Origin of the sequence: Mesorhizobium sp. L-2-11 (assembly GCF_016756595.1) — a bacterium.
Lineage (GTDB): Bacteria > Pseudomonadota > Alphaproteobacteria > Rhizobiales > Rhizobiaceae > Mesorhizobium.
The window spans coordinates 2667811-2686976 of record NZ_AP023257.1; the positions used below are offsets into that span (position 1 = coordinate 2667811).

General features: G+C 63.7%; 17 protein-coding genes and 1 pseudogene. 12 read left to right on the plus strand and 6 right to left on the minus strand.

The window, feature by feature from the left end; all coding sequences use genetic code 11:
- The first annotated feature begins 174 nt into the window (after nucleotides 1-174).
- From JG739_RS12745 to JG739_RS12785, 9 genes and pseudogenes are all read left to right on the plus strand, one after another.
- Nucleotides 175-1641, plus strand: a complete 1467-nt coding sequence (locus JG739_RS12745) for an FAD-binding oxidoreductase (protein WP_244749861.1) — start codon at nucleotides 175-177, stop codon at nucleotides 1639-1641.
- A gap of 11 nt (nucleotides 1642-1652) precedes the next feature.
- Nucleotides 1653-2384 (plus strand): FadR/GntR family transcriptional regulator, encoded by a 732-nt coding sequence (locus JG739_RS12750; RefSeq protein ID WP_202366760.1) that lies wholly within the window; start codon nucleotides 1653-1655, stop codon nucleotides 2382-2384.
- 2 nt (nucleotides 2385-2386) lie between these two features.
- On the plus strand, nucleotides 2387-2824 hold the full coding sequence (locus tag JG739_RS12755) for a VOC family protein (RefSeq protein WP_370463434.1): 438 nt from the start codon (nucleotides 2387-2389) through the stop codon (nucleotides 2822-2824).
- Between the two features lie 69 nt (nucleotides 2825-2893).
- On the plus strand, nucleotides 2894-3940 hold the full coding sequence (locus tag JG739_RS12760) for an ABC transporter substrate-binding protein (protein WP_202366762.1): 1047 nt from the start codon (nucleotides 2894-2896) through the stop codon (nucleotides 3938-3940).
- Nucleotides 3940-4716 (plus strand): ABC transporter ATP-binding protein, encoded by a 777-nt coding sequence (locus JG739_RS12765; RefSeq protein ID WP_370463435.1) that lies wholly within the window; start codon nucleotides 3940-3942, stop codon nucleotides 4714-4716. The genes JG739_RS12760 and JG739_RS12765 overlap by 1 nt, the downstream gene beginning before the upstream one ends.
- A complete protein-coding gene (locus JG739_RS12770) occupies nucleotides 4713-5471 on the plus strand; it encodes an ABC transporter permease (protein ID WP_244749863.1) in 759 nt (252 codons plus the stop codon). Before JG739_RS12765 ends, JG739_RS12770 begins: the two co-directional genes overlap by 4 nt.
- Before the next feature lie 127 nt (nucleotides 5472-5598).
- A complete protein-coding gene (locus JG739_RS12775; RefSeq protein ID WP_202366765.1) occupies nucleotides 5599-7146 on the plus strand; it encodes a serine hydrolase in 1548 nt (515 codons plus the stop codon).
- 225 nt (nucleotides 7147-7371) lie between these two features.
- Nucleotides 7372-7791, plus strand: a complete 420-nt coding sequence (locus JG739_RS12780) for a DOPA 4,5-dioxygenase family protein (RefSeq protein ID WP_202366766.1) — start codon at nucleotides 7372-7374, stop codon at nucleotides 7789-7791.
- A gap of 461 nt (nucleotides 7792-8252) precedes the next feature.
- A pseudogene (locus JG739_RS12785) lies at nucleotides 8253-8974 on the plus strand (aminopeptidase).
- A 587-nt stretch (nucleotides 8975-9561) separates the two neighbouring features.
- Here the strand turns inward: JG739_RS12785 and JG739_RS12790 are convergent.
- Nucleotides 9562-11499, minus strand: coding sequence for an adenylate/guanylate cyclase domain-containing protein (locus tag JG739_RS12790; protein ID WP_244749865.1), 1938 nt, complete (start codon nucleotides 11497-11499; stop codon nucleotides 9562-9564).
- Nucleotides 11500-11771: 272 nt separating this feature from the next.
- Here JG739_RS12790 and JG739_RS12795 point away from each other — a divergent pair, with 272 nt between their 5' ends.
- Both JG739_RS12795 and JG739_RS36195 read left to right on the plus strand, forming a co-directional pair.
- A complete protein-coding gene (locus tag JG739_RS12795; RefSeq protein WP_202362577.1) occupies nucleotides 11772-12971 on the plus strand; it encodes an IS256 family transposase in 1200 nt (399 codons plus the stop codon).
- A 210-nt stretch (nucleotides 12972-13181) separates the two neighbouring features.
- Nucleotides 13182-13346 (plus strand): hypothetical protein, encoded by a 165-nt coding sequence (locus tag JG739_RS36195; RefSeq protein ID WP_342216454.1) that lies wholly within the window; start codon nucleotides 13182-13184, stop codon nucleotides 13344-13346.
- 193 nt (nucleotides 13347-13539) lie between these two features.
- On the opposite strand, the gene JG739_RS12805 is transcribed toward JG739_RS36195, so the two are convergent.
- The 5 genes from JG739_RS12805 to JG739_RS12825 form a co-directional block, all read right to left on the minus strand.
- Complete coding sequence (locus JG739_RS12805) at nucleotides 13540-13785, minus strand: MoaD/ThiS family protein (RefSeq protein WP_202366767.1); 246 nt, start codon at nucleotides 13783-13785, stop codon at nucleotides 13540-13542.
- A gap of 16 nt (nucleotides 13786-13801) precedes the next feature.
- On the minus strand, nucleotides 13802-16066 hold the full coding sequence (locus tag JG739_RS12810) for a xanthine dehydrogenase family protein molybdopterin-binding subunit (protein WP_202366768.1): 2265 nt from the start codon (nucleotides 16064-16066) through the stop codon (nucleotides 13802-13804).
- A gap of 2 nt (nucleotides 16067-16068) precedes the next feature.
- The gene (locus JG739_RS12815; RefSeq protein WP_202366769.1) at nucleotides 16069-16545 is read right to left on the minus strand and encodes a (2Fe-2S)-binding protein; all 477 of its coding nucleotides are present in this window, start codon (nucleotides 16543-16545) and stop codon (nucleotides 16069-16071) included.
- Entirely contained in the window at nucleotides 16545-17405 is an 861-nt protein-coding gene (locus JG739_RS12820) for an FAD binding domain-containing protein (protein ID WP_202366770.1), read from the minus strand. Before JG739_RS12820 ends, JG739_RS12815 begins: the two co-directional genes overlap by 1 nt.
- A 162-nt stretch (nucleotides 17406-17567) precedes the next feature.
- A complete protein-coding gene (locus tag JG739_RS12825; RefSeq protein ID WP_202366771.1) occupies nucleotides 17568-18497 on the minus strand; it encodes a hypothetical protein in 930 nt (309 codons plus the stop codon).
- A 148-nt stretch (nucleotides 18498-18645) separates the two neighbouring features.
- On the opposite strand from JG739_RS12825, the gene JG739_RS12830 reads away from it, so the two are divergent.
- Complete coding sequence (locus JG739_RS12830) at nucleotides 18646-18912, plus strand: hypothetical protein (RefSeq protein ID WP_202366772.1); 267 nt, start codon at nucleotides 18646-18648, stop codon at nucleotides 18910-18912.
- Nucleotides 18913-19166 lie beyond the last annotated feature (254 nt).

Sequence of the window (19166 nt, forward strand, 5' to 3'; positions counted from 1 at the left end):
ACAGTCCCAGGCGATCAGGTTAGAGCATTGACTCCGCCCGGCTATAAAAAAGCATTTTTCGAGGGGAACAGTTCAGGCGCGCGGGTCGATTGCGGGTTGGGCCGCGGAGTTCGGCGCCGAAGCGATGATGGCCCACCGAGACGAATCGGGCTTGCGAAGTTGTAGGATGACCGTATGATCAGACGCATGACTGCGGATCGCCCATCTCTTCGACGCGAAGCTTCTGGCGCAATTGTTGGGCTGCCTGCGCAGTTTGCGGGTGATGCGCTGATAGACGGCCAGTCGCCCGAGGCAGAACGCTACCTCCTCGATTGGGGCCGCGACAAGCGCGGAAGTGCCCGCTTCATCGCGCGTCCAGGATCGGTGGAAGGCGTCCAGGCGCTCGTGAGATGGTGCTCGCAGAGCGGTGTCGCCGTCGTCGTGCAAGGCGGCAATACCGGACTTGCCGGCGGCGCCATTCCAGACAATTCGGACTACGCAGTGCTGTCGCTTGAGCGTCTCAACCGGATACGGGCTGTCGATCCGCTCGACTTCACGCTGCAGGCGGATGCCGGTGCCGTGCTGCAGGACGTCAAGGACGCCGCTGAAGCATCCGACATGACCTTCCCTCTCGCGCTTGGCGCGCAGGGATCGTGCACGATCGGCGGCAATGTCGCGACCAACGCCGGCGGCATCAATGTGCTGCGCTACGGCATGACGCGTGATCTGGTGCTCGGGCTTGAGACGGTCCTGCCGGACGGCACGCTGTGGAACGGCATGAACGGGCTGCGCAAGGACAATCGCGGCTATAGCCTGAAGCAATTGATGATCGGCTCGGAGGGGACGCTCGGGGTCGTCACCGGCGTCGAGCTAAAGCTCTCGCCGCGGCCGACGCAGGTCGAGACCGCCTATGTCGGACTGGGCAGCTTCCGCCAGGCGTGCGAGCTGTTCCGGACGGCAAGGCATCTCTGCTCCGACCTTCTCAGCGCGTTTGAAGTCATCGGCGAGGAGTGCCTGCCGCTGGCCCGTCTCATCGATCCGAACCTGCGCTCGCCATTGACGCAAGAATGCCCGGTTCATGCGATCGTCGAACTCGCCTGTGGGCCAGGGATAGATGCCGGCGGACTTCTTGAAACGATGCTGGCGCGCGCCCTTGAGGCCGACCTGATCAGGGATGGCGCCGTCGCGCAAAGCCGCTCGCAGGCCGCCACATTCTGGGCCATCCGGGAGGGCCTGGTCGAGGGGCAGGCGCGGCGCGGCTTTCATGTCCGCACCGACCTCTCGGTTCGCCTCAGCCAGGTGCCGACGCTGATCGAGCAGGCACGCGCGTGCATCGTGCGCGAGTGGCCAGGCTGGACATCGCTGACCTATGGCCACGCGGGCGACGGCAACATCCATTTCAACGTGCTGCCTCCCATCGATTGCGAGCCCGGCGAAGCGAGGATCGTGGGGCAGGCGATCTTGACCCGACTCTATGAACTGGTCGGAGCGCTCGGTGGCTCGTTCAGCGCCGAGCATGGCGTCGGTCGCAGCCGCAGCCAGGTGTTCTGGGCAGGCCTGTCGCCGCGCGAGCGGCAGCTTCATACCGCGATCAAGGCGGCCTTCGATCCGGCAGGCCTGTTCAATCCGACATGTCTCATGCCTGATCCTGGCAATTTGTAGGGGAAAGCCGCATGAAGCAGCGTTCGTCCATCATCGGCAGCGTGGAGGCGCTTCCGCACCGCGTCGCCTCGCATTTGAGCCGCGAGATCGAGGGCGGCGACATCATCCCAGGAGCCCGGCTTCCCACCGAAAGCCAACTCGCCGACAAGTTCGGCGTCAGCCGCAATGTCGTCAGGGAAGCGATTGCCCAGCTTCGCGCCGATGGCATGATCGAGGCGCGGCAGGGCATAGGCGCATTCGTCATGGCGCCGGAACAGCGGACAGCCATCCGGATCGACCGTGAAGCGCTGAAAGACCAGCGCAACATGGAGCAGCTCTTCGAACTGCGCAGCATCCTGGAGACCGAATCCGCCACGCTGGCTGCTGCGCGCTGTTCGTCTGATGATCTTGACGCAATCAAGGCTGCGCTGGACCGCATGGGCGGCGAGGAGCGCTGGGAGGATGGCAGCATCGAGGCCGATCTGCTTTTCCATCGGGCGATCGCCCGGGCCACGGGCAATAGCTACATCTACACCTTCATTTCGTTCGTCTGCGAGCAGATCCGCCAGTCGATCCACTATGCCCGCCTCACCAACCCGCTCCACGACCTGGTCGAGGTCAATGTCGCCGAGCACGTGCGGATCTACGACGCGCTCGCCGCGCACGATCCGCAGGCTGCCGGCGAGGCGATGCGCCGGCACATCGACGGCGCCGCATCGCGGGTCGGCGTCGAACTCACCGCGAAGATCAATCGAGGCAAATGACCATGTCGCTCGGGCAGACCAAGGCAATCACCGATATTTGCCTGCTTGTCGAGGATATCGACCGCACCATCGACTTCTACACGCAGAAGCTTGGCTACCGGATCAGACGCCGCGCCGAGGGCTTTGTCGATTTTCATTCCGAGCGCGTGACGCTCGCCGCATGGGAACTGGACCACATCAATCGCCACTGCGGCGTCTCGAATGTCCGCTCACCGAAGCAGGCGCACAAGGCGTGCGTTGCGATGGAACTCGAAAGCGCCGGCGAGGTCGACCGGCTCTACGCCGAACTGTCGGACAAGGGCGTGCCGTTCGTCGGGCCGCCCGGCGACTATGTCTGGAACGCGCGCTGCGCCTACTTCCACGATCCGGACGGGACGCTGTGGGAACTCTATGCCTGGACCGGCGCCGGACCGGGCGACTATCACGACACGCAAGTGTGACTGGATCGCGACGGCCTCGCAAGAAGGGCCGCGCCGCATGCAAACAAAGTCCAACAAAGGAGCAAGAAGATGAGTGGGAACGCATCGCGGTGGAACCGCAGATCCATCCTGAAGGCCGGCGCCGCCGGCCTGGCGGCTTTCGGGCCGGGACTTCAGCTGTTTGGCGCCAGCGCCTCGGCTGCCGCTAAGCTCGTCGTCCAGTATGACTGGCTGATGTCGAACGGCCAGATCGGCGACGTCGCAGCCGTCGCCAATGGCTACTTCACAGAAGCCGGGCTCGAAGTCGAATTCAGCCCCGGCGGACCGAACGCCGCCACCGTGCCGCCTGTCGTGTCCGGTGCCGCCCAACTCGGCCAATTCTCCGAATCGCCTCAGCTCTATGCCGCGCGGGCGAGCGGCGTTCCGATAAGGATCATCGCCTGCGGCTACCGCACCGGGCCCTATGCGCTGACGTCGAAACCGGAGAAGCCGATCCGGTCGGTAGCGGATCTGAAGGGGATGCGGATCGGCACGCAGCCGACCGCGCGCTTCGCCATCGACGCGATGCTGGCGAAGAACAAGATCGACCCTTCCGAGGTCACCATCGTCAATGTCGGGTTTGACAAGGCGCCGCTGGTTCGTGGCGACGTGGATGCGATCGGCGGCTGGATCACCAACACACAGGCGCTCAGCGTCGTCGGAGACGATCGCATCGATCTTCTGTTGTCGGAACTCGGCCTGGCGTCCTATGCCAATGTCTACTTCGCGACTGACAGCGCCATCGAAACCGATTCCGAGACCTTGGCGAAATTTATCGGCGCGGTCGCCAAGGGGTGGGGCTGGGTCCACGCCAATCCCGAGCAGGCGGTCGACAAGCTCGTCGCAGCCTATCCCGAGATCGACGCAGGCTGGGAAAAGAAGACGATCCCCCTGGTGCTGAAACTGTCGTTCGACGACAACACGAAAAAGGATGGATGGGGTACCTTCGATCCTGCCTCGATCGAGAGCCAGATCGCGCTGCTTGACCAGATTGGCCAGTATCCGAACGGCAGGCCGAAGGCCGAGGACGTCCATACGACAAAGATTCTCGAACTCAGTGCGGCTGAACGGCCGAAGCTCGGCGCGCCTGCCTCTTGATGGCCGCGCCGGCCATCGAAACTTCCGGGCTCGACGTCGGCTATCCCGGCCGGCACTCGCCCGTGACGGTGATCTCCGGTCTCGAACTGACAGTCGAGGCCGGGACGTTCCTGTCCATCCTCGGGCCTTCGGGGTGCGGAAAGTCGACGTTTCTGCGGGTTGTCGCCGATCTGCTGGCGCCACTCGCGGGCACGATACGCGTGATGGGCGAAACGCCGTCGGCGGTGCGCTCCGGCCGCGGCGTGGGCTTCGTCTTCCAGGACTCGACCCTTTTGCCGTGGCGCACGGCGCGCGAGAATGTGCGGCTGCCGATCCAGGTGGGCCGCCGCAGCCTGTCGCGCATGATAGACGACCGGGCCGACGAGCTGCTCGAACTCGTCGGCCTGTCGGCGCTCGGTGAGCGCCTGCCGCATCAGCTTTCCGGCGGACAGCGCCAAAGGCTGGCGATCGCCCGGGCGCTGCTTGGCGAGCCACGTCTGCTTCTGATGGACGAACCTTTTGGCGCTCTTGACGAGATCACCCGCGATCGCCTCAACGACGAACTGCTGAACCTTTGGCGGCGGACCGGAACGACCGTGCTGTTCGTCACGCATTCCATTGCCGAAGCCGTCTATCTCGGGCAGCGCGTAATCGTGCTTGCGGCCCATCCCGGACGGATCGTCGCCGACCACGACCTTCGTCCGCTGAAGGGGCCGGACAACAGATGCTCGCGCGAGGATCCGGCAATCGTCGCGGCGATGGCCAGGATGCGCTCCGCCCTTGGGGCGGCCTCGTGAACCGCGGCGCGCTTTCGCCGTTCGCACAGACTGCGCTGCCGGTCCTCGGCGCCGGCTCGCTCATTCTCGCATGGCAATTCCTGCTGCCGCTCGCTGGCGTGCCGGCATACATCGTTCCGACGCCAACCGCGATAGCCGGCGTGTTTGCCAGGAACGGATCGCTTCTCCTCTCGAACCTGTGGCCGACGGCCATCGAGGCGCTCTCCGGCTTCGTGCTCGGCAATCTCGCCGCAGTGCTGCTGGCAATTGTCTTCGTTCACAGCCGAACGCTGCAGGCAGCCTATTTTCCGGTCGTGCTGTTCTTCAATACGATCCCGGTCCTTGCGCTGGCCCCGGTCGTCATCCTCATCTTCGGCCTCGGCATGCTGCCCAAGATCGTGATCGCGGCAGTGATCTGTTTCTTCCCAACGCTCATCAACATGATCCGGGGGCTGGAATCGGCGAGCCCCAGCGAGCACGAGCTGTTCCGCGTGCTGTCGGCGACGCGCTGGGAAGTATTCTGGCGCCTGCGCCTGCCGCGCGCGCTGCCAATGCTTTTCGCTTCGCTGCGGATCGCCTCGGCGACCGCGGTGATCGGCGCGATCGTCGGCGAATGGATCGGCTCCGACAAAGGTCTCGGCGCGCTGATCATCCAGGCGACCTTCAACTATCAGTCCGACCGGCTCTACGCCGCTATCGTGCTCTCATCGCTGCTGTCGATCGGGTTCTTCATGACGGTCGTCGCCGCTGAGCGGTGGTCTGTTCGATATCGTTGACCGGCTGGTTCCCAGGGTGGTCGCTTGGAGTTGGGCAGGACTTCGCCCCAACGCCCAGGCGAGGGTTGCCTCGCCTGCGCCTGCCTGTAGTATGACCAGTGCTTGCAGGGATGGGGGGAGCTCGAGCATGGGGCTTGGTCGGAATTTCCGCCGTTGGGGGATGCGGGCCTTCATCGCCGTCATGGTGCTTTCGCCGCATGCGGCGTCGGCCGACACCATTACGCCCGAGCGGATCACAGCCGCCCTGTCGAAGCTCGAACTGCTCGCCGAAGGCGTCGTCGCGGATGGGGGGGTGCCTGGTCTCGCCATCGGGGTCGTCCATGACGACAAGGTGGTCTTCCTCAAGGGGTTCGGGCATCGCGAGGCCGGCAAGCCGGAGGCCGTCGACGCCGATACGGTGTTCCAGATCGCCTCGCTCTCCAAGCCGGTCTCGGCAACGATCGTGGCGGCATTGGTCAGCGACGGGGTTGCTTCGTGGGATTCGAAAATCGCCGACCTCGATCCGGCCTTCCGGCTTTCCCAGCCCTATCCGACCAGTGAACTGACGGTTCGCGACCTGTTCGCGCACCGCAGCGGGCTTCCCGGCACCGCGGGCGACGACCTCGAGGACATTGGCTATGACCGGGCGGAGATCCTGCGCCGCCTGCGGTTCGTGCCGCCGTCATCGAGCTTTCGTGCCGGCTATTCCTACAGTAATTTCGGACTGACCGAGGGTGCCGTCGCCGCCGCGAAGCCGACGGGCAAGCCGTGGGAAGAGGTCGCCGAAGAGAAGCTCTACCGTCCGCTTGGAATGGCCTCGACCAGTTCGCGTCATGCGGACTTCATCAAGCACGCCAACCGCGCCGCGCTCCACGTCAAGATCGACGGCGTCTGGGCCGCGAAGGTAAAGCGCGATCCGGATGCGCAGGCGCCGGCTGGCGGTGTCAGTTCCACGGCGCGCGATCTCTCGCAATGGGTGCGCCTGGTGCTCGGCAACGGCGTCTATGATGGCAAGCCGCTGATTGCCGCCGATGCGCTGGCTGAGACGCATGTTCCCTTGATGACGCGCGGCAAAAACCCCGTCTCCGGCGGCGAGTCCTTCTACGGCCTCGGCTGGAATGTCGAATTCGGCCGGCACGGCCTGAGCTGGGGCCATGCCGGCGCCTTCAGCGTCGGTGCCCGCACGCTGGTGACGCTCTTTCCCGAAGAGAAGCTTGGCATCGTCATTGTCGCCAACGCCTTTTCGACAGGCGTGCCGGAAGGCCTGTCCGAGAGCTTCGCCGACATGGCCTTTGACGGAAAGATCGAGAAGGACTGGGTCAAGGCATGGGACGCCACCTATGCGGGCCTGTTCGGCCCGGCAATCGCGGCGGCCAAGGCCACCTATGCCGCGCCACCGTCTCCGGCCAGCCCGGCCGGCGCCTATAAGGGCCGCTATTTCAATGACTTCATCGGTGATGCGGTTGTATTGGGTGAGGGCGGCGGCCTGGTGCTCAAGGTCGGGCCGGCCGGCGCGCGGTCCTATTCATTGAAGCATTTCGACGGCGATCTCTTCGTGACCTTCCCGGACGCCGAGACGCCGGACAGGCCCTCGGGCGTAGGCTTTGACATCGGCCCCGACGGCAAGGCGTCGGCCATGACCGTAGAGTTTCTCGACGATAACGATCTCGGCACGCTGCGGCGCGTTGGTGATTAGAGCGGCGGACTTGCAAGTCGAACCGTGCCGCCGCTCTATCTTTTTGTTTGAGCATCGGATTTTCCCAAGACCGGTTCCCACTTTTGGGTCCGATGCTCTAGGGTCAATGGTATTGAGACGGTTGTCCCTTTTATCCCGCTGCAAGACGCGGCATCAACGCTGCCTCAACAAGGTCGACCTTCCATGCTTCGGGTCTGCCGGTAATCATCGAAGGAGAGCATTGAGGTGAACGAAGACGCCGCCAGTCCAAGGCCGCTTTCGGAGATCGCCAGCTACCACGCCCATATCTACTATGGTGGGCAGGCCGAGCGGCAGCATGCCGAATGGCTGCGCCAGCGCATCGGCGAGCGTTTCCGCGTGCGCCTGGGCAACTGGCGCGACGAGCCGGTCGGCCCGCACCGGCAGGCCATGTACCAGGTCTCGTTCGCCAACGAGATTTTCGCCACGCTCGTCCCGTGGCTGATGCTGAACCACGGCGGCCTCAGCATTCTCATCCATCCCAACACGACCAACCCCAGGCGCGACCATCTGCTCGACCCGATCTGGATCGGGCGGGCGCTGGGCGTGCACGAGGAGGTGCTTGGTGAGGAGGATGAGGCGGAGGAGGCGCTGGAGGTGAATACGGAACCGACGCTTGGGGGTTAGCAGGGCAATCGCTTACGGTGCTCCCCCTCTCCGTCTCGGCTTCGCCGAGCCACCTCTCTCCCATCTCATGGGGGCGAGGAACCCAAGCAATTCAAAGCCGCGACTTCGACGGTTAGCGTTTCCTCGCCCCCACAAAGTGGGGGAGAGGTGGCCGCGTAGCGGACGGAGAGGGGGCTGCGCCCAGGGCTGCGCCCTATGCGATTGCCCTGAAAGCGCCAATGAGCGGGACACGCGGCGTCTTAAGGCCGGCGGCGGCCCGATTAGCCGAAGACAACTTGTCTGCTTGACGAAGATTGGTGCGCTGTTTGAGAACGGGAACTCCGTGGGGAGATCAGCAAGGCGGTGGGCAAACTGTGAGGCGCGTTCTTCGAATACTGGCCGCGCTGACCATGGCGTTCGGCGTGGCCGGCTGCACAAGCATCTCCTACTACGCGCAGTCGCTGGAGGGTCATGTGCAGATCATGGCGGCGCGCAAGAATGTTGGAAGACTGATCCGTGATCCTTCGACGCCCAAGGTACTACGCAGCAAGCTGGCGTCGGCGAGCGCCATAAGACAATTCGCGACAGATGAGCTGGCCCTGCCTGACAACAGCAGCTACCGCAGCTATGTCGACATCCACCGGGACGCTGTAACCTCAGCCGTTTTTGCCGCGCCGCAATTCTCGCTGGCGCCACGAATATGGTGCTTTCCGGTTTTCGGCTGCGTTCCGTACCGGGTTACTTCTCCCGGAAATCCGCGACGGACAGCGCTGTCGAGCTTCAGAGACAGGGGCTGGACGTCTACGTCACAGGCATCACCGCCTATTCCACGCTGGGCTGGTCCAGTGACCCGCTGCTGAGCACCATGTTCCGTCAGGACGACACCTATCTCGCAAGCCTCGTCTTCCATGAACTGGCGCATTAGCGCCTCTATGTGGACGGCGATTCCGCTTTCAACGAGGCTTTCGCGGTTGCTGTCGAAACCACCGGCACAAGGAAATGGTTCCGCGCCGCCGGCGATCGGGCCGGATTGCGCCGCTACGAAGCAGCTCGCAGGCGCAACGCTGATTTTCTCAAATTGGTGTCGAAAACGCGCGACGAGCTGGCCCAGGTCTATGGAAGTCCCCGTACCCCGGAGCAGATGGCGGCTGCCAAGGCAGCGACGATCGACAGTCTGCGAATGCGCTACCGGCACATGCTGTAATTGAGTTGAACAGGCACGATGGGCCGTGCCCACTAACCCCGACCGCAACCGTCTGGTCGATCCGATTTGGATCGGGCGTGCGTTGGGGGGGCACGGGGAGGTGCTTGGCGAAGACGATGAGGCGGAAGAGGTGAATACGGAGCCGACGGTGGGGGCGTAGGGTGGGCCATCGGCGAGGCCTGGCTCGACCTCGGAAATCGCGTTCGCCTGCAGCTTAACTCAAACGCGCATGCTTTGCGCCTCCACGGTCAGCCGTATAAGATCAGTCTGCGACTTCCTGAAAGCAGACGTTCGGCTGAGGCGGCATGATGTCCGGGTTTGACTCGAAGCGGCCCTTCCTGGACCGAATTTGCTTCCCGGAAGCCGACGTTCACCAGAACCACCAGTCCTGACCCCAAACCGGTCCTTGCTGGGCCGATTTGGCGGCTCGTAAGCGGACGTGGACGTTGCCCGGAACCAGCGACTTTGCACCGTTCCTGCCGTTCCAATTGAAATCAGCTACGGCGCTAGGTGACCCGGCTCCAGTCATTCCCAAAGCCGTCGGCTTCTTCAAGCCGCCGATCAGCGGCATGGAAGTGGCATGTTATTCAGCCCGCTTGGGCGCGGTGAACGTTCATAAGGGGCGATGCTGACGTCGCGACTTTGCCAAGCTGGAAGACTTCCGTCGCCTCGCCGCGGCCGCGCAGCCGGTGCTTGCCCGCCGGGATCCTTTCGAACCTTTCGTCGAGCCGCGACGCGGTCTCGCCGGAAATGGCGATTGCGGCGGTGGCGCCCGGTTCGAGCTGCTTGCCGAGGTCCTGCAGCCGCTGGCTGACGTTCACGGTGTCGCCGACGATCGTATAGTTGACGCGGTCGGATGCGCCGATATTGCCGACGATGACGGAGCCCGTGTGGATGCCGATGCGGACATGAAGCGGAGGCCGGCCTTCGCCAGCCGCTTCCAGATTGTCCTTGTCCAGCTCCTCGCGGATGGCCGCGGCTGCGCGGACGGCCGCGGCGGCATGGCCCTTCAGACGATCCGGCGCGCCGAAGAACGCCAGCATGCCGTCGCCCAGGAACTTGTCGACAGTACCGCCATGTGCATCGACCGCGCCGCACAGGATCGCGAAGTGGTGGTTCAGCAGCCTGGCCGCGGCGGCGGCGTCCATCTGCTCCGACAGCGTGGTGAAGCCGGCGATGTCGGTGAACATCACGGTGACGACCGCTTCGCGCGGTTCGGCGATGCCGATCTCTCCGGTGCGCACCAGCTTGGCCACCAGCGAGCGCGGAATATAGGTCGAGAATGCACGCAGACCGATCAGCATGGCATTGAAGGCCGAAGCCTGGTTGTCCAACTCCAGCACCCTGCTGCGCGGAAGGGGGGTCACGCCGTCGAGATCGAAATCGGCGACGCGCGTGGCCTGGCCGGCGATCGCCTGGATCGGGCGCGACAGGCGCTTGCCGAGAAGAATCGCGACGATGACCGCCACCGCCATCGCGCCAAGTCCAAGCATGGCCGATCCCATGACGCGCTCGATTTCGTCACCGATCTGACTGGTCTTGAAATATGCGCCGAGCGTCCAGGGCCGGTCGCCATAGCCGGTGATCTCACGGGTAATAGCGACGTAAGTGTTCTCTCCGTCCCATGACGTCGAACCGTCCTTGTCGTCAACCTGGATTTCGGCAACCTCGATATCGCGGGTACGCTGCGTGCTGAACTCCGCTTCCGGTTTGCGCGCCTCATATCCGGCGAGAACCGGATCGCCGAAATTGGCGAGCGGCGTCAGCGGCAGGATGCCGTTCTTCAGCGCACTCGGGGAAGCCAGCCGCTGGTCCGCCAGGATGGATCCGTCGCCATCCAGAATGAAGGCATGCGTGCCGAAGCGCGACGACAGTTCCTGCGTGATTTTGGACAAGTTCTGCAGTTCCACCGCGGCGATCACCCAGGCCTTCGTGGCGCCATCGCGTGACAGCGGCGCCGAGACGTTGGCGAACAAGCCATATTCGTTGGCCACGAAGGCGCCCCACCGGCGTCCGTCGACCTGCTGGCGCTCTTCAAGAACGGCGCGCACTTGCGGCGATTTCTCGGTCTCGGCGGGGAGTTTCCGGATCGTTCCGGCAGGATATTTGGCGTCGTTGTCCCCGGTCACCGCCGCCCCCCTGCAAATCAGGTCGGGTGTGCAGATCAACATTGCGTTCACCCCCGGCACTGCCGCCAGCGCACTGGCAAGTGCCGCCGACATCGCCTCGTCGTCGATCTGGAACTCGCCCTGCTTGTAGAGCTGCGCGACGCCGTCCACGGCGCTCTCGGCGCGCCCCATCTCGGCGCGCAGCAAATCCTCCATCGCATCGATCAGGAGCGTCGACTGGGCGCCGAGCAGGTCGAAAGTGTTGCGAAGGTTGGCGCCGACCGACAATGCGAGCACGCCGCCGACCGACAGGAACACGAGGCTGCCGAAACTCATCGCCATGATGACTGCAATGGGGATGCGACGCCGCTTCTTTTCGGGGCGGACCAGACGCACTGGTTGTGCGGACGTGCTCATGCAGCCAATGTCATAATGCGCCACCGCATTGCAAGCCCGGTGACGGCTTTAAGGAGAGGACGCGCGCCGAAGCATTCGCACCAATGTGGCGCCGATGTTTTCCAGCGCCGATGATTCCGATCCTCATAGGGGTGTTCCTTTCGTAAATAGATAGTGTTCTGAAGGTTCTGCAAAAAGCTCTGGAGAGAGAACAGCCCTTACTCTGAGGCGAGGGGCGGCCATGGCACGCTGGTGACGTTGCGATCACCGATTCCCGTGGAAGGGTAAGTGCCATGACCAAGCGAGAGGTTAGACTGAGCAGAGGCGAGTTGAAAGCGTTGCTGTTGTCGGATGAGGACGGCTTCCGCAGAGTTTTGCAGACTGTGGTGCAGGAGGCTTTGGAAGCCGAGATGACGGAGGCGATCGGGGCCGAGAAAGGCGAGCGGACGACGGAGCGGGTTGGTTACCGGTCCGGCTATTACGAACGCAAGCTTGTGACGCGGGTTGGCGTGCTGGAACTTCGGGTTCCGCAAGATCGGGCCGGCCGGTTCTCGACGGAGTTGTTTGAGCGTTACCAGCGCTCGGAGAAGGCACTGGTATCGGCGCTGGTCGAGATGTACGTGCAAGGCGTGTCGACGCGCAAGGTGAAGGCGATCACCGAGGATCTGTGCGGCCATTCCTTCTCGGCCTCGACGGTAAGCCAGGCGACGGCGCGGCTGGATGAGGCGCTGAAGGCGTTCTTTGAGCAGCGGCTTGCCGAACCTTACCCGTACCTCATTCTGGACGCGCGCTACGAGCGGGCGCGCGAGGCCGGCGTGATCGCCAGCCAGGCCGTCTTGGTGGCGATCGGCGTCGACTGGGAAGGCCGGCGCCAGGTGCTCGGTGTCGAGCTGGCCAACCGTGAAAGCCATTCGAGCTGGCGCGCGTTCGTGGCAGGGCTCAAGCAGCGCGGGCTCGCCGGCGTCGAGTTTGTCGTCTCCGACGACCATCCGGGGCTCAGGGCAGCGATCCGCGAAGTCCTGCCCGAGGCAGTCTGGCAGCGCTGTTACGTGCACTTCCTCAGAAACGCGCTCGATTATGTGCCGCGCAAGGTCGATGACGACTGCCTGATGGAGCTCAGATGGTTCTATGACCGGCGCGACCTCGCCGAGGTCAAGCGCGACCTGGCGCAGTGGATCGCCAAATGGCAGGCCAAATACCCGAAGCTGGTGGATTGGGTGGAGAACAACATCGAGGAGACGCTGAGCTTCTATCGGCTGCCGCTGCCGCATCACAAGCACATGAAGTCGACGAACATGCTGGAGCGGCTGAACCAGGAGATCAAGCGGCGCACCCTGGTCGTTCGCATCTTCCCCAACCCGCAGAGCTGTTTGCGGCTGGTTCGGGCATTGGCGGTGGAGATCCACGAGAACTGGCTCGAGGCGACCCGCTACCTCAACATGGATCATCTGCGCGAGCACAAGAAGGAGAACCTGAGGGCACTGGCCGCCTGACGCGGCCGCCATGTCCGCCGCTCCGCTAAACACGGGGGCTGCGCGGCGGACACGCCAACGTCACCGCTGAATGCCACGCCATTTTTGCAGAACTTGACGCACACAACTCGTAAATATGGAAGAGCGCCCGCCTCAGTCGCGGACGCGGGCGCCTCGAAGATGCGCCCCTTTCTCGCGCAGTGTCGAGAGTGTCAACTCCCGGAAAGGCGCATGCAAGACATGATCGTCGCCGCCATGCAGGAGAACCGGGCGATCATCAAGGCGCATATCGAGCGAATGGTGACGATCTTTGAGGCCTCGTGCATATGCTCTGACCAGGCGGATCCGGGCGGCCATACCGTCAGACAGTCGGCTCAGGATCGCCGGCAGCCGTAGCGCGAACGTCAGGTTTGAGGGAGGGCTACGATTGACTGAAATTGGCGCAAAGCAGTCCAGGCTATGCTGGACGCGAAGGTCGGCTCTTTAGCCCAATCATCCCGAAAGCGGATCTTCCGCTTCCGGCCGATCCACGACTGTCGAGACCTTGATGCTAGGCAATGGCTGCGTAGGTCCCCAATCACCCCCCCGCTCACCCCCCAGCCAGCCGCGGCAGCAAGAAAATCTCCGCCCCATGGGGCAATTCCTTCGACCACGTATCCCGATAGATAACCCCGTCTATGGCGACTGCGATGCCGCGGTCGATGTAGGGCTCGAAGCCGGGATACTGCTCGGCCAGCTTCCTGAACAGCTCCCTGATGTCCTTGGCCTCGATCTCGACCTTGCTCTTGCCTCCGGCGATTGCGCCGAGCGATCCCCAGAGCGTGACTTCGACCATCGGACCGAGAACCTCTCTAGCCTCCCCGTTCGGCCTCGATCGCCGCGAGAATCCGCGGCGGCGACATCGGGATATGCGTCATCCGCACGCCCGCGGCGTTCGACACCGCATTGGCGATTGCCGCCAGCGGCGGCACGATCGAGGTCTCGCCGACGCCACGCACTCCGTAAGGATGGTTGGGATTGGGGATCTCGAGGATCTGCGTGTCGATCATCGGCAGGTCGGAGCAGACCGGGATGCGGTAGTCGAGGAAGCCGGGGTTCTGCAGCCGCCCGTCCTTGCCGTAGACGTACTCTTCGTTGAGCGCCCAGCCGATGCCTTGCGCAGCACCCCCCTGGTACTGCCCCTCGACATAGGTCGGGTGCACCGCCTTGCCGGCATCCTGCACGACTGTGTAGCGCAGCACCCTGGTGGCGCCGGTCTCCGGATCGACCTCGATATCGCAGATATGGGTGGCGAAGGAGACGCCGGCGCCGTCGGCGACGAGCTCGCTGTGGCCGGCGATCGGCCCGCCCGTCTTTCCTGACGCCGCCGCGATCTCCCTTAGGGACAGCGCCGCAAGGTTGCCGTACTTCTCGCCTTTGGCGATGGCTTGGCCGTTTTCCCAGACCACGTCGTCGACGGGAATGTCCCACATCTGCGCGGCGCGTTCGCGCAGGACCTTGATGGCGTTGCGGGCGGCCGAGATCGTCGCCATCGAGGAGGAGAAGGTGCCGCGACTGCCGTCCGTCATGTCGTTGTAGCCGAGGCTGGAGGTGTCGGCGACCACCGCCTTGACCTGCTCATAGGCGATGCCGAGTTCCTCCGCCGCCACCAGCGACAGCGACGCGCGGGAACCACCCACATCGACCGTGCCGACGGCAAGCGAGACCGAGCCGTCCATGCCGATGTTGAGGTCGGTGCAGGTCTGGCCGCCGAAGTTGAACCAGAAGCCGCAAGCCATGCCGCGGCCCTGGTTCTTGCCCAGCGGCGCCTTCATGTGCGGATGGTTCTTCGCAGCCTCCAGCGTCGGGCCGATGCCGATCGGGCCGTAGACCGGGCCGTAGGACGATCGGGTGCCTTCCTGGGCGGCGTTCCTGATCCGGAACTCGACCGGATCCATGCCGATCTCCTTGGCCAGTTCGTCGACGGCACTTTCAACTGCAAACGCCGCCATCGGCGCCGATGGCGCGCGATAGGCCGCCGTCTTCGGCCGGTTGACCAGCACTTCGTAGCCGACCGTCTTGACGTTAGCGAGATTGTAACAGGCAAACGCGGTCATGGCGCCGAGCTCGGCCCACATGCCGGCATAGGGGCCGCAGGAGTAGCGCAACGTCGCCTCGGCCGCGGTGATCGTGCCGTCCTTGCGGGCGCCGATCCTGACGTCGATGGAGGTGGCGCTGGTCGGCCCGGAGGCGCGGAACACCTCGTCGCGCGTCATCACCAGCTTGACCGGACGGCCGGCCTTGCGCGACAGCGCCAGCGCCACCGGCTCGGCCCAGACATGGGTCTTGCCGCCGAAACCGCCGCCGATCTCCGACGAGGTGACGCGCAGCTTGGAGGCTTCCATGCCAAGCAGTTGGGCGCAGTGCTGGCGATAGACGAAATGGCCTTGGGTGCAAACCCAAAGGTCGGCGGTGCCGTCGGCGCTGACGTTCGCCACGCAGGCATGCGGCTCGATATAGCCCTGGTGCGTCTGCTCGGTCTTGAAGGAGCGTTCGACGATGTAATCGGCCTGCCCAAATCCCTCATGGATGTCGCCATGGCCGTACTGGCTGCGTTTGGTGACGTTGGACGGCTTGACGGGCTTTTGCTCAAGGCCCTCGGTGAAGATGGTGTCGTCGAGCACGGGCGCCGAGTGCCTCATCGCCTCGTCGACGTCGGTCACATGCGGCAGCACTTCATAGTCGACCTCGATCAGCTTCAGCGCCTGCCTCGCCGTGCGGGCGTCGACTGCGGCGACTGCTGCCACCGCATGGCCGTCATAGAGCGCCTTCTTGCGCGCCATGCAGTTGTCGAGGATGTCGTACAGGGCGGCATCGCCGTCGGTGAGGTCGGGCAGGTCGGCCGCGGTGATCACCGCCTTCACTCCGTTGAGCTTCTCCGCCTTCGAGGTGTCGATCTTCCTGATCGTGGCGTGCGCGTGCGGGCTTCTCAGGATACGCCCGACCAACTGACCGGCCATGTTGAAATCCGCGCCATAGCGGGCGCGGCCCGTTACCTTGTCGACGCCGTCGGGACGGATGGGACGGGTGCCGACGGAGGCGAAATTGCGTCCGGAATAGCGCGGATCGAAGTTCATCGTCAGGCTCCCTTCATTACGCTTGCCGCGTCCTGGACGGCGCGCACGATCTTGTCATAGCCGGTGCAGCGGCAGAGGTTCCCGGCGAGGCCGAAGCGGATTTCCTCCTCGGTCGGGTCGGGGTTCTTGGCCAACAGGTCTTTCGCCGCGATCAGGAAGCCCGGCGTGCAGACGCCGCATTGCAGCGCTGCGTGCTCGAGGAACTTCTGCTGCAGCGGATGCAGCCTGTCGCCTTGCGCCATGCCCTCGATGGTTTCGACGCGCCGGCCTTCGGCCTCCGCGCCAAGCACCAGGCACGAGCACACCAGCCGGTCGTCGAGGATGATGCTGCAGGCGCCGCAGTCGCCGGTTCCGCATCCTTCCTTGGCGCCGGTCAGCCCGAGGCGATCGCGCAGCACATCGAGCAGCGTCTCGTCCGGTTGGCAAAGGTACTCGACATTGTCGCCGTTGATTGTGGTTGAGACTGCTACACCGGCCATCATTTGCCTCCTGCACGTGCATAGGCGGTCATGGCGGCCCGCCTGGCCAGCACACCCGCAACTTTTCTTCTGAATTCGACGGTACCGCGCTTGTCGTCGATCGGACGGCAGGCCCCCGCGCAGACCTTGGCGAGCCGCTCCAGTGCTGCTTCGTCCAGCTTCCTGCCGATGAGGGCCTCGGCGGCCTCTTCCACCAGCAGCACCGTCGGCGCCGCCGCGCCCAGCGCCACGCGGGCCGATTTGACGACACCTTGCTCATCGAGCGTCAGGTTCACCCCGGCGCTGACCACGGCGATGTCCATCTCCGTGCGTGGAATGAAACGCAGATAGGCATCGCCGGAGCGCGGCGCGCGCCTATCGAGCAGGATCGCCTCGATGATCTCGCCCTTGGCGAGCGACGTCTTGCCCGGCCCGGTCGGCACTGCCTCCACGGGAACCGTGCGCCTGCCTCCTGGCCCGACAATCAATGCCCTGGCGCCGGCGGCCACCAGCGCCGGCACGCTGTCGGCCGCCGGCGAGGCGTTGCAAAGATTGCCGACGATTGTGCAGCGACCCTGCACCTGTTTCGAGCCGATCAGCTTGGCCGCTTCGACGACGCCCGGCCATTCCCTGTTCAAGGCCGCGCTCTCTCCCATCAGGGCGCAGGAGACCGCAGCACCGATGCTGAAGCCCTCCGCCGTTTCCCTGATCTCGCCCAGCCCGTCGATTGCCTTGATGTCGACGATCAGGTCGGGCTCGATAAAGCCGCCTTTCATTCTCACCAGGAGGTCGCTGCCTCCGGCGAGAATGGCGGCGGTACCGGGCGAGCCGGCCAACTGGCCAACGGCATCTTCCATTGAAAGCGGACGTATGTAGCGCATCGTCTCCCCTTGATCATCGCAATTCTGTCGGCCTGTTATAGAGCCTTGGATTGGAATGGTCATCCGGTTCTGCATCAGCAGCGATTGGGCCAGGCGCCGCAGGAGGAATGGCAACATTCCACCATCTCTGACGCTGGTGATTAGCCACAGGCCCCATGCCAATCAGGGCGCCGGGTTGAACTGGAGCAATTTGAAACAATCGCCGCTTCCCGACTTCAACTGCGTCAGGAAGCGTTTCGACCGATCGATCCATTCCTGGTGCGACCTGGCTTCGGCCTCGATCTCGTCGACCGGTCCAAGCTTGACGAAGCTGCGCCCCTGGCTGAAAAGCCAGCACGCACGGCCGAGAAGCCTTCGGCTGCGCTGGCGCAAGAGGTCGGCATCATAAAAGATGTCGAGCACCTCCTGCTTGATCTTTGCTTCCTTTTCAGGATTTGCGATCGCAACCGCGATCGAGTCTCCGCCGATCGCATCCTGCAGGTCCTTGTAGTCGAGGGCGAGCTGAGTGGCGGCATATTTGATCTCGCTCTCATCCCTCACGATGTTGAACCACAGCGTGGGGTCGAGTTCGTTGACGACGAGCGATGCTTCGAAATCGCGCGACAGGTTCAGGATATCGAACGCTTGAACTTCGACGTCGCGCTCAACCAAAAGGATCTCGGCGACCTGCTTGCCGAGTTCCGCCCTGTGCGCGCTGATGGCGGCATTGGTCCCGCCGAGTTCCGGACTGATATAGGGTCCGCCATCATCCAGCAGCGCATCGAATTCGCTGAGGTATTCGACGACGGCCGCGCCGCGAGCAATGCGTGCGGCCAATTTGGCAAGAACCAGCTGGAGCTCCGTTTCGCGTTTGCGCTGGTCCTGATAATTCTGCTGGAAAAAGAAGATGAACAGAGAAACGCCAATTCCGATCAGGATAACGCCGAGCTGGGAAAAGATGTTGCGATAATATTCCAGCAGCTTTTCACGATGGCGCATGTCGTGGCGCACGCTGTGCGCCACACGAGAATTGACGATCAGTGAAAGGATCAGCAGCCCGGCACCGACCAGGATGAGGCCGCCGATGAGGAAATAGCCTTGGCCTGAATCCATTCTTTTGCCCGTCCGTGAAGCCCCAGACCGCGCAGACTAATCCCATTCCGTTTCAACGCCTACGGGCGACACCCAAAGCGCGCGCTCGCCTAATACTTTAGTTGTAATCTGTCGCGTGTTTGATATCGTCTCGGCGGGAGGAATTCAGATGGCCGTGGAGTGCACATCCGCGCCCTATATGGGCGTCTTTTCAACCATTGAACTGGATCTCTTGAGGGGTGTGGTTCGGGAAACTTTGCGCTCCGGCGAAGCGGAGCTCGACAACGAGGACGCCGAAAGAATCGCGCGCGTGGTTATCGCAACCTACAAGGACGGCTCCTCGGGTCGCGAGGAATTGCTTGAAGCCGCCCGGATTGCCGCCAGGCGCTGCGCCCTCGACCATTTTTACGATCGGGCAGTCGGCTTGTTCGCATAGGCACCCCTCAACTTCGTCATCCAAGGGCGAAGCAAGGAGCGAAGCGACGCGGCGCAGACCCTGGGATCCATATGTGGACGGCGCCCTGCCTGCAACGGTTGTCTTGCGTCGTTTTCGATCGCTTGCGTCCATATGTCCGGCCTTTGAGCGCGGTCCGTGCGGCCGCTGGCCAAGGTGGGGTTCGCGACGCCCGTTCCAATCATGCCAGCGGTTTCGTTGGCCAATGGATCCCTCGGAGTTTCGCGCGTCACGGA

What these genes read in the sequence shown, in the direction of transcription:
- JG739_RS12815 (WP_202366769.1), bottom strand. Translation starts at nt 16,545, where the DNA reads ATGGCCGGTGTAGCAGTCTCAACCACAATCAACGGCGACAATGTCGAG.
- JG739_RS12820 (WP_202366770.1), bottom strand. Translation starts at nt 17,405, where the DNA reads ATGCGCTACATACGTCCGCTTTCAATGGAAGATGCCGTTGGCCAGTTG.
- JG739_RS12790 (WP_244749865.1), bottom strand. Translation starts at nt 11,499, where the DNA reads ATGAGCACGTCCGCACAACCAGTGCGTCTGGTCCGCCCCGAAAAGAAG.
- JG739_RS12830 (WP_202366772.1), top strand. Translation starts at nt 18,646, where the DNA reads ATGGCCGTGGAGTGCACATCCGCGCCCTATATGGGCGTCTTTTCAACC.
- JG739_RS12795 (WP_202362577.1), top strand. Translation starts at nt 11,772, where the DNA reads ATGACCAAGCGAGAGGTTAGACTGAGCAGAGGCGAGTTGAAAGCGTTG.
- JG739_RS12765 (WP_370463435.1), top strand. Translation starts at nt 3,940, where the DNA reads ATGGCCGCGCCGGCCATCGAAACTTCCGGGCTCGACGTCGGCTATCCC.
- JG739_RS12825 (WP_202366771.1), bottom strand. Translation starts at nt 18,497, where the DNA reads ATGGATTCAGGCCAAGGCTATTTCCTCATCGGCGGCCTCATCCTGGTC.
- JG739_RS12810 (WP_202366768.1), bottom strand. Translation starts at nt 16,066, where the DNA reads ATGAACTTCGATCCGCGCTATTCCGGACGCAATTTCGCCTCCGTCGGC.
- JG739_RS12805 (WP_202366767.1), bottom strand. Translation starts at nt 13,785, where the DNA reads ATGGTCGAAGTCACGCTCTGGGGATCGCTCGGCGCAATCGCCGGAGGC.
- JG739_RS12760 (WP_202366762.1), top strand. Translation starts at nt 2,894, where the DNA reads ATGAGTGGGAACGCATCGCGGTGGAACCGCAGATCCATCCTGAAGGCC.
- JG739_RS12750 (WP_202366760.1), top strand. Translation starts at nt 1,653, where the DNA reads ATGAAGCAGCGTTCGTCCATCATCGGCAGCGTGGAGGCGCTTCCGCAC.
- JG739_RS12755 (WP_370463434.1), top strand. Translation starts at nt 2,387, where the DNA reads ATGTCGCTCGGGCAGACCAAGGCAATCACCGATATTTGCCTGCTTGTC.
- JG739_RS12775 (WP_202366765.1), top strand. Translation starts at nt 5,599, where the DNA reads ATGGGGCTTGGTCGGAATTTCCGCCGTTGGGGGATGCGGGCCTTCATC.
- JG739_RS36195 (WP_342216454.1), top strand. Translation starts at nt 13,182, where the DNA reads ATGCAAGACATGATCGTCGCCGCCATGCAGGAGAACCGGGCGATCATC.
- JG739_RS12745 (WP_244749861.1), top strand. Translation starts at nt 175, where the DNA reads ATGATCAGACGCATGACTGCGGATCGCCCATCTCTTCGACGCGAAGCT.